Source organism: Bacteroides sp. 2_2_4 (genome assembly GCF_000157055.1).
Classification (GTDB): Bacteria; Bacteroidota; Bacteroidia; order Bacteroidales; family Bacteroidaceae; genus Bacteroides; species Bacteroides ovatus.
The window spans coordinates 430,759-444,485 of record NZ_EQ973355.1 but is presented as its reverse complement, the minus strand read 5'-3'; the positions used below and the strand labels follow the sequence as shown (position 1 = coordinate 444,485).

Below are 13,727 nucleotides of genomic sequence, written 5' to 3'. Positions count from 1 at the left end.
TAGTGACGCTATCCGGAACGCATACCGTCACTATATAATAATGAGCTTTTCAAGCAATACTAAGTTTGACTAGGTAATCGTAATGTTTTCCTTCTTTCACCAGTTCTGCCTTAAAACCACATTCGGAAGCGTATAAGCTAAGAGTCTGGAAATCTACATATAACCAGTCGAATGTGTCTCCTTTTACATTTTTATATTGCATTTGGAAGTCGATCTCTCCGTAATAATCTCCGGCCAGATCGATGACTATGCTGCCGTCTTCTTCTTCAAAAAGATAGCGCAAATCGCTGGAATCCATGAGTATGCATCCGCCGGGACGGAGAATACGTTTCATTCGTTGGAAGAATCTGGGCATATTATTCAGTCTGCCGATAATTCCGGAACCATTCATAAGCATCAGGATCGTATCGAATGTTTCGGTAAATGTTTCGTCAAAAAGGTTGATGAGGCGCGGATCGTTCACTCCGCGTTGTTGCATCACTTCGACGGATAACGGAGAAATATCAATGGCACACACTTCTTTTCCCATTTCCTGAAGTGCCAGTGCATGGCATCCGCTTCCGGCACCTACATCCAATATTCGTCCTGTAGCCATTTGTAGGGCGGTACGCTCTAATATAGGCATAGACTGTATACTACGGAACAATTCTTTGACAGGAATTTCATCTTCTTCGAATTGGGAAGAAAATACCCGCAAACGATCAGCTCTGTGATGGTTGAAATAATCAGAAATAGCGGCTCCCATTGGGTCCTTTTCTGCAGAAAGAGTTGTTGTTGCCATTGGTGGTTACGATTGTTAACTCTGCAAAGATAAATAAATCCGCAGAAAAGGGTTATCTTTGCCGTCGGAAATGTTGAATACTAATAAATGATTATATGAGTATAGAAGAAGCAATCATGGGTGGAATCGTTTTTAAAGGTAAGAAAGATAAGCCCAAAGAAGAGGAAAAAGTGAAGACGAAAGCGAAAAAAGCGACGTATATTCGTGGACAGCATGGTTCGGGTGCAGCGAAGATGAAAGCAGATATCCGGAAGAAGAGAGCTATCCGTCATAAGAAATAAAAGTATGGTTATAAATATAATAATTTGTGTAGTATCTGTTATACTTATGTTGCGGGGTGCTTTTCTAATTCTGAAAATGGGACTCTTGTGGATGCTTCATTGCAGGATAATAAAATCGTATGACAGGAAAACACATGGAAAGGTAGTGGATATAGAGACACAGGTAAAGTCTGATGGTATGAATATTACTGATGTATGTATACCAAAAATAAAATATAAATTGGAGGGAGAAGACGAAAAGTGTTGCCAATTTCTTCCTTCTAATCTAAAGAGTGGAGAGGAAAATAACATTTATCTTTATCCGAAACAGTATCATATAGATGATAAGGTTACCATATTGTATGATAAAGGTAAGGCGAATGATATGTTTGTGTTGCCCAGAATGCAACTAATGAGGCTGCTTGTTAACCAATTTGTTCCTGGTTGTTTTTTTATACTGGCGGCAATTTTAGGATTATGCTTTGTTTTTTAGAAACAGCATAGGCTGTCCGAAAAGCCTTAGAGGAATATTATAGAGTAGTACAATGATAGTAGAGTCAAATCAAGGTTAAAAAGGGAAGAGCCCGATGCAAAACCGGACTCTTTATCAATCTTGTTAATTTTTAGAGACATTTGTTGAATATCTCTGCCTAGAAATACAAAAAGGCAACTAATTCGCAGTGAATTAGTTGCCTTATCTTTTTTATTTATTGAATGTCCCTTTTTAATCTGTTTAGCTTTTTAGGGCCACTTCAAATTGTAGTAAGGGTGATTTTTCTTTTTAAGGACTTTTGGGACGACCTCTCTTACTTCTGCGGAAGAATCTCAATCCAGTAATCGTCCGGGTCATTGATGAAATAAAGCCCCATGGCCGTGTTCTCAAAACATACACAATTCATTTCTTTGTGATAAGCTCTGATTGCATCGTAATCGCCGGCTACACGAAAGCAGAGATGGCTTTCGTTTTCCCCCAGTTCGTATGGAGCAGTATGATCTTTCAACCACGTCAATTCCAGCAAGAAACCTGTTTCGTTATCAGTCAGGTAGACTAACGTGAACGAGCCGTCGGATGCTTCCTTCCGATGATGTTCTTTTAAGCCGAGTGCTTTTTCATAAAAAGCTATACTCCGCTCCAGATTAGTGACGTTGATATTAAAATGGTCAAATTTGCTTTTTATTTCCATTGTTGCGATTCTCCTTATTTTTTCATTAAGAGCTTCACGATTTCTCCAACATACGTGCGCGGTTGTCCGGCTTGCGGAGTTGTCTGTGAAGACATTTTCTTACATTCGATAACAGCCGAAGGTGTTGTTTGGTTCGGAGCGTACAATTTTAATGTATAGCTATCTGCCTTTTCTATTGCATCGTAAGCTTGATCGGGTGAAAGCGTGCAATAGGCAACTGCTTTTCCTGATTGATAACCAAGTGCGCCACCAGCATTTGCAGTCATATTGGTCATGTTGAACTCATCTTTTCCGATGCTGATTACTAATTTTCCGCTTCCCATCAAAGCATATACTTCACCCGGGATTTGTTTCAAATCAATTTCTATATAACCCGGCATATCAGCGGAAGCCTTGCCTGCAGGAGTAGCAGGAGTGAGAGTTGCAGCAGGAACAGTGGTTTGAGCTGGTTCGCCAGTTGTCACTTTTATGTCCGTCTTTTTATCTGCGCCACCAATGACAATCGGACCTGCGGCTGCAACGATTGATGGAGTTTTTTGCTCTTCTTCTTTCTTCTTTTTCTCTGTTTTCGGACGGGTGTCAGGTGCTCCGAAAGCTACTGCTACATCCATAAATATATCATCGGCGAAGTCTACAGTTTTTCTACGCCATTTAGCCAAGCCACGTACTAATTTAGTCTTAGCTTTATTGAGCGCATATTTATCAGTAATCCATTCTTCAGCTTTATATTTTTCTGTTTCACGATAAGTAAAACGGATTTTTTCAAGCTCTACCAGGCAGTTTCCGGGTTTGCAGGTAACGGTAATCTGATAGTTAACTAATGTACGGTCTAATGACAGGGCACTGGAGCTGAAAACAATCCATTCTTCTCCAATACCGGCAATTGTTCCTTTTGCTTCGTCGGAGAAAACAATGCGGCTATCGATGTTTTTATTCTCTTTCAGACGTTCATCCATCCACTTTGTCATTGTGTCGTAGATTTGTGCCTGACTCATTCCCGGAATCTGGAACTCTTTGGAAAATACTACTTTACCTTCTACTTCAGGAACAGCTCCTACAAGGTACCTGGTGTCATCTTTCTTCTCTTTTGCAGAATCTGCCTTCATTGCCATCGGCAATGCGAGAAACATAGTAAGAAACAGAATCGTAAATTTATTCATAATTATAATGTGTTTATTTGGTAATCTCAAAACTTTCGCCCCGACGGGTGATGCTGATAAAACGGCATCCTGCATTTTCTGCAAAACTACGAAGCGCATTTCCTCCTTCATAATCTTCACTGAAGTGCATGGGCACAAATATAGTAGTTTTTATTTGTTCGATGAACTGTTTTGCCCCTTTCATGTAATCTTTTCCCATTCTCCGATCCACCGGGAATAGCACTAGATCGATGTTAGGCACTTTTTCTTTTAAATATTTAACTTCTGCAAGGAAATCACCATTGGCTTTTCGTATCTCTTCTTCGGTCGATTCTTCACTCCAGTGCCAGTTGTTCAAGTCGCCGGCATGGAAGATACTCCAATCTTGTAAGTGAAGAAGGAACGAACTGCCGACATCTGTTGATCCGAAGGCGTCGATGCGGATCGTGTTGTCTTCGTATGTTTCTCCTTTTTTAATATAGAAAGCATCTTCGGCTTTGGCACGATGGGACTTCAGAATATCTTTGGAGAAGATATATTGAATGTCGGGGCGTTGCTTTTTCCAAGTCAATATTTCACGGTTAAAGTGATCGGGATGGAAATGAGTGGCCAATACGTATAGTTTACCCGGCCTTTGCAGGAGATAATCATGCACGATTCCCCGGTTGTGTTCCGTTTCGGAAGAATCTTTGTAGTAATCGATGATAATGGTTACACCTTCCATTTCGATGGCGAAACCGCTGTGATAAATATAATCCAGTGTCATAGCTGACTATTTTATAGTTGCAATATTACGTATTCTCGTTGGAGTTGCCAAGAAAAATCGACGAAATCAAGGAGCAAGACGACTGATTTTCCATTCTCCGTCCGGTTGTAGGGTGTATAGAAAGCGGTCGTGTAGTCGGTTGGGGCGTCCTTGCCAGAATTCAATCCTTGTAGGTGTGACGGCATATCCGCCCCAATTATCAGGTCTTTCCACTTCTTTTCCAATCCATCGGGCGGCTTCTCTGACGAAGGATCGTATCAATTGCATTCTGCTTGCTATCGGTTGACTTTGCGGAGAAATTCGTGCGCCAATCCGGCTTTTATAAGGACGTTTCCGGAAGTATTCATCCGATTCTTCCGGTGAAACTTTCGTCGCTATTCCTTCTATATGTATTTGTCTTTCAAGGGCGTGCCAGACAAAAGAGAGGGAGATAGATGGATTTTGTGCCAATTGTTTGCCTTTGCGGCTTTCGTAATTGGTATAAAAGATAAATTTTCCATCATGGAGTCCTTTTAACAATACTGTACGTGTGGACGGTCTCCCTTCGGGGGATACAGTTCCTACAATGACCGCAGTCGGTTCGTCCACCTCTGCGTCAATCGCTTCTTGCAGCCAACGACTGAAAAGCGAAAGCGGGTCGCCGGGAAGTTCACTTTCCCGCAACCCGCCTTTCGTATATTCCTGTCGGATATCTGCTATGTTTAATTTCGCCATAAGATTATCTGGCAGCTTTAGTTTATTATTTTTAATGATGATATCACATAGGTACTTCTATTAATAGAATATGTGAGTCTTTCAATGTCTCCAGTTCAACGCTGTTCGTATCGTAAACACCCATGCCGTCACGACGTTTCAGAACTTCACCGTCTACTACTATTTCTCCTTCAATGAGGAAGATATAGACGCCTGCATGACTTTGATGCATGTGATAACCTAATTTCTTTCCGGCTTCTACTTTGCCGATGGAGAACTAGGTATCTTGCAAAAGGGAAGCAGGTGTGCTACCGTCGGGAGATACGATGACTGCCAGTTCGTTCGGACGCTCCAGTTCTGCAATGCTGAAATCCTGATAAACGGGACGTGTGTTCCGCTCTCTCGGCATAATCCAAATCTGCAGGAATTCCACCGGTTCTACCGGACTTGCATTTACTTCACTATGGAAGATTCCTGTTCCCGCACTCATTGTCTGAATTTCTCCGACAGTAATAATGCGGCTGTTCTTCTTGCTGTCTCCATGTTGCAGATGTCCTTTCAGAGGAATGGAAATGATTTCCATATTCTTATGCGGGTGAGTCTGAAAACCTTGTCCGGGCGCAACCTTATCATCATTCAATACGCGAAGAGCACCAAAATTGATACGGTCGGAGTCGAAGTACTCGTCAAAACTGAAAGTGTGATAACTATCCAGCCAATCGTACTGGGAATGTCCTCTTGTATCTGCTTTATGTATTACTTTTTTCATAAAAACTGTCCTTTCTCTTATTTGTTTATATGTTTGGTAAACAAAGAAAGCGGCTTAAAAGTTTTATTTCTTCACTTCATTTAATAAAGGCTTGTGATTGATAAAATCTTTTATGTTTTGCAGGGTGGTTGCGGCAATATTCTCCATTGCTTCATGTGTGAAAAAAGCTTGATGAGAAGTGACGATTACATTGTTGAACGAGAGCAAACGGGCGAGTACATCATCGTCGATGATGCGGTCGGATTGATCTTCATAAAAGTATTCGCTTTCTTCCTCGTATACGTCCAGTCCTGCGGAACCTATTTTTTTGTTCTTCAGTCCTTCAATCAGTGCATTGGTATGAATCAGTTGCCCGCGACCGGTATTGATAATCATTACTCCGTCTTTCATTTTACTGATAGAGTAGTCGTTTATCAGGTATTTGGTCTCTTCAGTGAGCGGACAGTGTAAGGAGATAATATCCGAATTGTGGTATAGTTCGTCCAGTGAAGTATAAACTATTTGTTCTTGACGGGCGAAGTTGTAGTCCGGATAGAGGTCATAAGCCAGTACGTTCATTCCGAACCCTTTTAAGATGTGAATCAGTATTTTCGCTATTTTTCCTGTGCCGATGATACCTGCTGTTTTCCCGTGCATATCGAATCCCATCAGACCATGCAGGGAGAAATTACCGTCTTTGGTACGCCAGGAGGCGCGGGGTATTTTGCGGTTTAGCGATAGCATAAGTGCTACCGTGTATTCTGCAACAGCATAGGGAGAATAAGCGGGAACCCGCACTACGGTGATTCCGGCAGCGGCGGCAGCATTTAAATCTACATTATTAAATCCGGCACAGCGTAATGCCAGTAGTTTCACTCCGTTTGCCGCCATCACACGGATTACTTCTGCGTCGGCAACGTCGTTCACAAAGATACAGACTGCATCCACTCCTTGTGTCAGTAGTACGTTGTTTTTATTCAGGTGTCCTTTGTAATAGCGTATTTCAAATCCAAACTCTTTGTTTTTGTCATTGAAAGAGGACTCGTCATAAGGCTTTGTGCCGAAAAATGCAATTGTATAGGCCATAATATTTTCAGTTTTTATTGCTTACTAGTAAACGCTAAAATAGGGTGAATTGTTTATCCTTTTTTGGGTTATAAATGAGAATTGTTTCATTAGAAACAGTTTACTTTTTCAATTAAAATAGGAGGCTAAACGAAAATAAATGCACAAACGTATCTCTCGTGTGCAATAATATCGTATCTTTGCGCCCGAAATAATTAAAAAAAGATTTAGATGAGAAAAATTTCCTTGATTGGATTTGTAATGCTAATCGTTTCAATTCCAACTTTTGCCGGAGGTCTTCTGACAAATACTAATCAACACGCTGCTTTTCTTCGTATGCTATCTCGTGGTGCTACCTTTGAAATAGACGGGGCTTTGTCCAATCCTGCCGGTTTGGCTTTTTTGCCGAATGATGGTTTCCATATGGGATTGAGTGTTCAGAGTGCCTTTCAGACGAGAAATATTGATGCTAGCTTCTATACTTATAATGGAATTGCTATGAATAATGGGAGCCCGGTTATGGTTGATGGGAAACCGGTACCAACAAAATCTGATAATCCATTTAATAAATATTATAAGGGAAAAGCTGCTGCACCGGTCATTCCTAGCGTGTTCGCAGCCTATAAGAAAGGAGATTGGACGATTTCCGGTTTCTTCGCTATAACTGGCGGAGGTGGAAAGGCTTCGTTTGATGACGGTCTGCCTATGTTCGACGCGGCTGCTATGGCGGGGATTTTTCAGGGTAGTATTCCGGGACACCTTACTCCTGGTGTACAAAGTCCTCTTGTGACTCCCAATATGTATGACATCAATAGTGCAATGGATGGTAAGCAATACATCTATTCTTTACAGTTAGGACTAACTTATAAAATTAACGATTGGCTTTCTGCATTCGCCGGTGGACGTATGAACTATTTTACAGGTGGTTATAAAGGTTTTCTAAATGCTCATCTGAAAGAAGCTTATGGTGGTGGCGAATTGATGAATCTGGAATTGGATTGTGATCAGACGGGTTGGGGATTGACTCCTGTTCTCGGTGTGGATGCCAAGTTTGGTAAATTCAATATTGGTGCGAAATATGAATTCAAGACGAACTTGAATATTGAAAACAAAACTAATAATTTGAAATATCCAGATTCGGCAGAGAGTTTGGTTGGTAGCTATAAAGACGGTGTGAATACTCCGAATGATATTCCTTCTATGCTTTCGGTAGCAGTGGCTTATGAATTCCTTCCAGTGTTGCGTGCGTCTGTAGAGTATCACTTCTATGATGATAAGAAAGCGGGAATGGCTGGTGACAAACAGAAATATCTGACAAAGGGAGCAAATGAATATTTAATGGGTATTGAATGGGATGTAACCAAGCAACTGACATTGAGCTGTGGCGGACAGATTACAGACTACGGATTATCTGACGATTTCCAAAGTGATACGAGTTTCTCTTGTGACTCTTATACATTGGGTGTTGGAGCGAAAGTGAAGTTGAGTGAAAGAGCAGCTTTGAATGTTGGTTATATGTGGACTACCTATGAAGATTATACTAAAACTTCAAAGAATTATAGTGGTACAGGATTGCCTGGTACCAATGTATATAGCCGTACCAACAAAGTATTTGGTCTTAGCATTGACTACAGATTCTAAATAAATTAGAACTCAATAAAATACGAAGTTAATAATGATGAGAGGGAGATAGCGTTTCAATGGCTGTCTCCCTCTTCAATTTTATACAATGAAATAATCTTTTATGTATATGCTGATTTAGAAAGAATACTGCACCAGCATATTCAACCGGTTGGCATGGCGGGTTGCGGAACTGAAATCAGTGCGCCATCCTCTCAAATATTCAACGCCGACTTGCAGATTGCTGCTTACATTCCAGAAAGCATTGGCTACCAGATATTGTCCTTTACGATAGGATTCGGGATTCTCACTAGGGTATCCATTTTCAGAATAAAGTCTGGACAGACTGTATGTTCCGGATATAAAGATGCTCGGGCAAAGATTGTATTGCAATCCTGCATACCATCCCAGCATCGGAAGAACTTGCATTTTTCCTTCCTTGTCGGGATCGGGGACGATATCTACGTTCAGGTTGCTTAAATCATTCAGGTAGGAACCGATACCTTTTCCATAATTAAATTGTCCGTATGCCTGCAATTTCTTGGTAATATTGAAGGTTGTAGAGGCTTGCAGACCGAAGCCGGTAGCAGAATAGGCTTTCTCATGCACATTGCTCGAATAAGTCATGCTGCGGATAATGGCTCCTAATTTAATATGGCTGTTGCTGTTCCAGTTGTACTGTACGGAAGTGGCAAAGTCAGGCATCCGTTGGGTGTTGATAGACAAATCATTGTTGGTTGTTCCGTCTACTGAAGGCATTTCCATCGAAACACCAAACTTCCAGTTTTTCAACTTATCACACATATAGCTTAATTGCGTAGTGCGGTAAAAGGCTGATCCGTTAGGACCTGCAAAGTCGATAGTTGGAGGCAGTGCGGAGAGGTCCATGAACGAACCATAGCTGTACCCGATAGTGAAACCGAGGAATTGTGCGTAAGCGTTTTGTAATTCAAAGGTCTTTCCATCGCCACGGAAGTTTCCGGCAGTGTAAACTACGAAGTCTCCCAAATGTTTGGTACGTCCTACCAATTTGAGGAACAGGGTGGAAGTGGTGATGTCCATCTGGAATTGGTTCTTTGCAAAATTGCCGCTTCCGCGTTGTGGTATCAATGCCGGATAGAAATCTACATCATTAACGATACCGTTAAAATCATACTCTGCCGTTGCACGAACGTATCCTCCGATACCGAGGGCGAATTTCCCTTTCTGGTCAGTGAGCAGGAAACGGGGAGCATTGGGGTCGTGAAAACGCATCTGTGAACGGTCGTTCATGATTCGGATGATTTCATCTCCTGCTTTGTTCTTTGAGACAAACATGATCGAGTTGGGCTCTTCATCTTCGATGATTACCTTCTTTTGCGCATGGGCACAGAGGGGGAAAATTCCTATCCCCAGTAGCATAGCTACCATTTTAAAGCTTGTTTTCATTATGAGTTAAGTTTTAGGTGAATGCCCAATCAACAACTAAAAAAAGAAATGGTTGAGAGGGGCAAAGGAAAAATTGCCAAACTAATCGGAAGAATTGCTATTTATAATGATTCTAAAAAAGCGGATCTTTGTACCGTACTAATTAGATAAAAGAAATACGACGATGGAAAAAGTAGATTTTACGAAAGGAATATTAGCGATACAACCGGATTTGCATCGCTTCGCATATAAATTGACGGCAGATCGCGAATCTGCCAATGATTTGGTTCAGGATTGTTTGTTGCAGGCATTGGATAATCAGGAGAAGTTTACGTATAGCAAAAATCTGAAAGGATGGATGTATACGCTTATGCGTAATATTTTCGTGAATAACTATCGTCGTACAGTTCGCGAAATGAACTTGATTGATGATAGTTACTCCATCAATCAACAACATCTGATAGAAGATGAGGATGCTGACAGATTCGAATTTACATACGATATGAAACAGTTGTATAGGGTGATACATTCCATACCGGAAGAGATGAAAGTGCCTTTTCAGATGTTTGTAGCTGGATTTAAATATAGAGAAATTGCCGAGAAATTAGGATTGCCGATGGGAACGGTGAAGAGCCGTCTGTTTTTCATCCGTAAACGGTTGAAAGAGGAATTGAAAGATTTCTCTTCCTGATGCGCCTTTTTAATTGAGTGATGTGTTTTAAGGTCAAAGTGATGAGCCTTCCTGTCAGAATACGACGCTGATGGGAAGGCTTTTCTTATCTTTTATTTTGAGGGAACATAGATTCTGATGAGATGAATGTGACAATTCCAGTTTTATTTTCTACCTTTGCACCCTGAAAGAATAAAAAATGTATGATGCCGTGAATAGCGGTCGTGTATTCTAGAACACCACGTAAAAAACAGGAATTATGAAAGAAAAAGTATCTGTACCCTTTATGCTGCTGGGTATCCTTTTTAACGTTTGCCTTATTGCAGCCAATCTTCTTGAAACGAAAGTAATCCAGATCGGTAGTTTGACCGTGACAGCCGGATTATTGGTTTTTCCTATTTCTTATATTATAAATGACTGTATCGCCGAGGTTTGGGGATTCAAGAAAGCGCGCCTTATCATTTGGAGTGGTTTTGCTATGAACTTCTTTGTGGTCGCTCTTGGGTTGATAGCTGTTGCCATTCCTGCTGCTCCTTTTTGGGAAGGTGAAGAGCACTTTGATTTTGTGTTCGGTATGGCTCCTCGTATTGTGGCTGCCAGTCTGATGGCCTTTTTGGTAGGCTCGTTTCTTAATGCATATGTGATGAGTAAAATGAAAGTAGCCAGTCAGGGACGTAACTTTTCAGCCCGTGCCATTTGGTCGACTGTGGTGGGTGAAACTGCCGATTCATTGATTTTCTTCCCGGTAGCTTTTGGAGGTGTCATTGCTTGGAAAGAATTGCTTATCATGATGGGGATTCAGATTGTACTGAAATCCTTGTATGAGGTGATGATCCTCCCGGTAACGATCCGTGTGGTGAAAGCAATCAAGAAAATAGATGGTAGTGATGTTTACGACACGGATATCTCTTATAATGTGTTGAAAATCAAAGATATTTAATATAGAATATGAATAGAGAAGCAGCATTGGTTGTGTTTAGTGGTGGGCAGGATTCTACCACTTGCTTGTTTTGGGCAAAACGCAATTTTAAGAAAGTATATGCCTTGAGTTTTCTGTATGGTCAGAAGCATCAGAAAGAAGTGGAACTTGCGCGGGAGATAGCCCGGAAAGCGGAAGTGGAATTTGATGTGATGGATGTTTCTTTCATCGGACAGTTAGGCCATAATTCATTGACCGATACTACCATGGTGATGGATCAGGAAAAGCCGGCAGATAGTGTTCCCAATACATTTGTTCCGGGACGTAACCTGTTCTTTTTGAGTATTGCGGCTGTGTATGCCCGTGAACGTGGTATTAATCATTTGGTAACGGGAGTTTCCCAAACGGATTTCAGCGGCTATCCCGATTGTAGGGATGCGTTTATCAAGTCTCTCAATGTGACTCTCAATTTGGCTATGGATGAACAGTTTGTAATTCATACTCCTTTGATGTGGATTGATAAAGCAGAGACATGGGCGTTGGCCGACGAATTGGGAGTACTGGGACTGATTCGCACCGAGACTTTGACATGCTATAATGGTGTTCAAGGAGATGGCTGCGGACATTGCCCGGCTTGTACGTTACGCCGGGAAGGATTGGAGAAGTATTTAAAAAGTAAGAATCAATAATATCTCTACATAGAGATTAAAATGCATTTTCTTGCTGTCATCTGTCACATTGTTGTTGTTAAACAGTTGATTATAAAATAAATAGTTTGTGACAGCAAGTGGTGACAGCAACAAAACTTGATATTTTGCCGTCACATCTATTGTCACCGGTAAGTTTCAATTAATAGAAGATAGTAGCTTCTGCCTAGAATGTATTGGCTTAGTTTAGTTTCAGCAGCTTGAAACTAAAGTTCCAACGGTAGGAAACTAGAGTTTCAACGGTGGGAAACTAAAGTTTCTGTTACTTGAAACTATTAGTTCCAAGGCGTGAAACACTTGGTTCCTCGGTGTGAAACACTTTGTTTCTCTACGGGAAACTCTTTGTTTCAGGTAATGAAACAAACTGTAACAAGTAAGCTGCGGATAAAGCAACCGTGGGTTAAGAGTTGATGGTGATAGGTGATAGATGCGGTAATAGGTTGTAAAACGAATCTTTCACCACTGAAACATCGATGAATAGAGTGTTTAAGATTGGTCGGTGATAGGTGAAAGAGGAAATGTGTTTTTTTATCTAAGATAGGGGTTGTAGTTAACGAGTACAATGACAGAATTAAAAGACCAACTTTCTTTATTAGGAAGAAAGACCGAGTATAAGCAAGATTATGCTCCTGAAGTATTGGAAGCTTTTGATAATAAGCATCCTGAAAATGACTATTGGGTACGTTTTAACTGCCCGGAATTTACAAGTCTGTGTCCTATCACAGGGCAACCGGATTTTGCTGAAATACGTATCAGCTACATTCCTGATATAAAAATGGTAGAAAGCAAAAGTTTGAAACTCTATCTTTTCAGTTTCCGCAGTCATGGTGCTTTTCATGAGGACTGCGTAAATATCATAATGAAGGATCTTATAAAACTTATGAATCCCAAATATATTGAAGTAACAGGTATCTTTACTCCTCGTGGCGGTATTTCTATCTATCCATACGCCAATTACGGTCGTCCGGGAACAAAATTCGAGCAGATGGCGGAACATCGTTTGATGAATCGGGAGTAAATGAATCGGGAATAATAGTAAAGATATAAAAACTCATTAGCTAAAAATATTGAATATGACTCATCATGTGCCCGCTGATTTGCAAAGCTATGTTTGCCAAAATATTATCTCTCAATATGCCAACTTTGATAAAGCGCATCAAATCGATCATGTAGAAAAGGTGATTGAGGAAAGTCTGAAATTAGCGATGCATTATGAAGTCGATTATTCGATGGTTTACATCATTGCTGCTTATCATGACTTGGGGTTGTATGAAGGACGTGAATTTCATCATATAGCCTCCGGTAAAGTTTTGTTAGCTGATGAAACTTTACGTCGTTGGTTTACCGAAGAACAACTGTTACAAATGAAAGAAGCGATAGAAGATCATCGGGCTTCCAACAAACAGGCTCCTAGAACAATCTATGGAATGATTGTTGCCGAGGCTGACCGAATTATAGATCCCGAAATAACTTTGCGTCGTACCGTTCAATATGGATTATCCCATTATCCGGAAATGGATAAAGAGGGGCAATATGCCCGCTTTCGGAGACATCTTACTGATAAATATGCAGAAGGAGGGTATCTGAAACTATGGATACCCCAATCGGATAATGCAGGTCGGTTGGCGGAACTTCGAAATTTGATTGCTAATGAGGACGAACTGATTAAGGTATTTGATAAGTTGTATTCAGATGAATTAGGATAGACTATCCTGATATTTTTTTACTTTTATATTTATCGGGTTGTAGTTTACAAAGAAACTATTTA

General features: G+C 40.8%; 15 protein-coding genes and 1 pseudogene. 8 read left to right on the top strand and 8 right to left on the bottom strand.

The window, feature by feature from the left end; translation table 11 throughout:
- Window positions 1-49: 49 nt before the first annotated feature.
- Window positions 50-781 (bottom strand): class I SAM-dependent methyltransferase, encoded by a 732-nt coding sequence (locus BSCG_RS25355; protein WP_008774712.1) that lies wholly within the window; start codon window positions 779-781, stop codon window positions 50-52.
- A gap of 95 nt (window positions 782-876) precedes the next feature.
- On the opposite strand from BSCG_RS25355, the gene BSCG_RS0127150 reads away from it, so the two are divergent.
- A complete protein-coding gene (locus BSCG_RS0127150; protein WP_032849269.1) occupies window positions 877-1,062 on the top strand; it encodes a hypothetical protein in 186 nt (61 codons plus the stop codon).
- 178 nt (window positions 1,063-1,240) lie between these two features.
- Window positions 1,241-1,534 (top strand): hypothetical protein, encoded by a 294-nt coding sequence (locus tag BSCG_RS30320; protein ID WP_225450386.1) that lies wholly within the window; start codon window positions 1,241-1,243, stop codon window positions 1,532-1,534.
- Window positions 1,535-1,847: 313 nt separating this feature from the next.
- Here BSCG_RS30320 and BSCG_RS25365 read toward each other — a convergent pair whose 3' ends face one another.
- From BSCG_RS25365 to BSCG_RS25385, 6 genes and pseudogenes are all read right to left on the bottom strand, one after another.
- Entirely contained in the window at window positions 1,848-2,225 is a 378-nt protein-coding gene (locus BSCG_RS25365) for a VOC family protein (RefSeq protein WP_004304308.1), read from the bottom strand.
- Window positions 2,226-2,239: 14 nt separating this feature from the next.
- Entirely contained in the window at window positions 2,240-3,385 is a 1,146-nt protein-coding gene (locus BSCG_RS25370) for a DUF4468 domain-containing protein (RefSeq protein ID WP_008774709.1), read from the bottom strand.
- A gap of 13 nt (window positions 3,386-3,398) precedes the next feature.
- Window positions 3,399-4,130 carry an MBL fold metallo-hydrolase gene (locus BSCG_RS25375; RefSeq protein WP_008774708.1) on the bottom strand — a complete coding sequence of 244 codons (732 nt, stop codon included), beginning with the start codon at window positions 4,128-4,130 and terminating at the stop codon, window positions 3,399-3,401.
- A 66-nt stretch (window positions 4,131-4,196) separates the two neighbouring features.
- Window positions 4,197-4,844, bottom strand: a complete 648-nt coding sequence (pdxH, locus tag BSCG_RS25380) for a pyridoxamine 5'-phosphate oxidase (RefSeq protein WP_008025801.1) — start codon at window positions 4,842-4,844, stop codon at window positions 4,197-4,199.
- Between the two features lie 43 nt (window positions 4,845-4,887).
- Window positions 4,888-5,592 (bottom strand): annotated as a pseudogene (locus BSCG_RS0127145) (pirin family protein).
- Window positions 5,593-5,655: 63 nt separating this feature from the next.
- Entirely contained in the window at window positions 5,656-6,657 is a 1,002-nt protein-coding gene (locus tag BSCG_RS25385) for a 2-hydroxyacid dehydrogenase (protein WP_008025799.1), read from the bottom strand.
- A 210-nt stretch (window positions 6,658-6,867) separates the two neighbouring features.
- On the opposite strand from BSCG_RS25385, the gene BSCG_RS25390 reads away from it, so the two are divergent.
- The gene (locus BSCG_RS25390; RefSeq protein ID WP_008774706.1) at window positions 6,868-8,277 is read left to right on the top strand and encodes an OmpP1/FadL family transporter; all 1,410 of its coding nucleotides are present in this window, start codon (window positions 6,868-6,870) and stop codon (window positions 8,275-8,277) included.
- A gap of 117 nt (window positions 8,278-8,394) precedes the next feature.
- Here BSCG_RS25390 and BSCG_RS25395 read toward each other — a convergent pair whose 3' ends face one another.
- Window positions 8,395-9,684: a DcaP family trimeric outer membrane transporter gene (locus BSCG_RS25395; protein WP_008644596.1), complete on the bottom strand. Its 1,290-nt coding sequence runs from the start codon at window positions 9,682-9,684 to the stop codon at window positions 8,395-8,397.
- 163 nt (window positions 9,685-9,847) lie between these two features.
- Between BSCG_RS25395 and BSCG_RS25400 the strand changes: the two genes are divergently transcribed.
- From BSCG_RS25400 to BSCG_RS25420, 5 genes are all read left to right on the top strand, one after another.
- Window positions 9,848-10,354, top strand: a complete 507-nt coding sequence (locus tag BSCG_RS25400; RefSeq protein WP_004314521.1) for an RNA polymerase sigma factor — start codon at window positions 9,848-9,850, stop codon at window positions 10,352-10,354.
- A gap of 238 nt (window positions 10,355-10,592) precedes the next feature.
- A complete protein-coding gene (locus BSCG_RS25405) occupies window positions 10,593-11,273 on the top strand; it encodes a queuosine precursor transporter (RefSeq protein WP_008774705.1) in 681 nt (226 codons plus the stop codon).
- A gap of 8 nt (window positions 11,274-11,281) precedes the next feature.
- Entirely contained in the window at window positions 11,282-11,941 is a 660-nt protein-coding gene (queC, locus tag BSCG_RS25410) for a 7-cyano-7-deazaguanine synthase QueC (RefSeq protein WP_004311351.1), read from the top strand.
- A 580-nt stretch (window positions 11,942-12,521) separates the two neighbouring features.
- Window positions 12,522-12,977, top strand: coding sequence for a preQ(1) synthase (gene queF, locus BSCG_RS25415; RefSeq protein WP_008644607.1), 456 nt, complete (start codon window positions 12,522-12,524; stop codon window positions 12,975-12,977).
- A gap of 55 nt (window positions 12,978-13,032) precedes the next feature.
- Window positions 13,033-13,665, top strand: coding sequence for an HD domain-containing protein (locus tag BSCG_RS25420; RefSeq protein ID WP_032849268.1), 633 nt, complete (start codon window positions 13,033-13,035; stop codon window positions 13,663-13,665).
- Window positions 13,666-13,727: the final 62 nt, after the last annotated feature.

Bases quoted from the DNA above. Each gene is read 5' to 3' on its own strand.
- BSCG_RS25355 (WP_008774712.1), bottom strand. From the start codon at position 781: ATGGCAACAACAACTCTTTCTGCAGAAAAGGACCCAATGGGAGCCGCT.
- BSCG_RS0127150 (WP_032849269.1), top strand. From the start codon at position 877: ATGAGTATAGAAGAAGCAATCATGGGTGGAATCGTTTTTAAAGGTAAG.
- BSCG_RS30320 (WP_225450386.1), top strand. From the start codon at position 1,241: ATGAATATTACTGATGTATGTATACCAAAAATAAAATATAAATTGGAG.
- BSCG_RS25365 (WP_004304308.1), bottom strand. From the start codon at position 2,225: ATGGAAATAAAAAGCAAATTTGACCATTTTAATATCAACGTCACTAAT.
- BSCG_RS25370 (WP_008774709.1), bottom strand. From the start codon at position 3,385: ATGAATAAATTTACGATTCTGTTTCTTACTATGTTTCTCGCATTGCCG.
- BSCG_RS25375 (WP_008774708.1), bottom strand. From the start codon at position 4,130: ATGACACTGGATTATATTTATCACAGCGGTTTCGCCATCGAAATGGAA.
- pdxH (WP_008025801.1), bottom strand. From the start codon at position 4,844: ATGGCGAAATTAAACATAGCAGATATCCGACAGGAATATACGAAAGGC.
- BSCG_RS25385 (WP_008025799.1), bottom strand. From the start codon at position 6,657: ATGGCCTATACAATTGCATTTTTCGGCACAAAGCCTTATGACGAGTCC.
- BSCG_RS25390 (WP_008774706.1), top strand. From the start codon at position 6,868: ATGAGAAAAATTTCCTTGATTGGATTTGTAATGCTAATCGTTTCAATT.
- BSCG_RS25395 (WP_008644596.1), bottom strand. From the start codon at position 9,684: ATGAAAACAAGCTTTAAAATGGTAGCTATGCTACTGGGGATAGGAATT.
- BSCG_RS25400 (WP_004314521.1), top strand. From the start codon at position 9,848: ATGGAAAAAGTAGATTTTACGAAAGGAATATTAGCGATACAACCGGAT.
- BSCG_RS25405 (WP_008774705.1), top strand. From the start codon at position 10,593: ATGAAAGAAAAAGTATCTGTACCCTTTATGCTGCTGGGTATCCTTTTT.
- queC (WP_004311351.1), top strand. From the start codon at position 11,282: ATGAATAGAGAAGCAGCATTGGTTGTGTTTAGTGGTGGGCAGGATTCT.
- queF (WP_008644607.1), top strand. From the start codon at position 12,522: ATGACAGAATTAAAAGACCAACTTTCTTTATTAGGAAGAAAGACCGAG.
- BSCG_RS25420 (WP_032849268.1), top strand. From the start codon at position 13,033: ATGACTCATCATGTGCCCGCTGATTTGCAAAGCTATGTTTGCCAAAAT.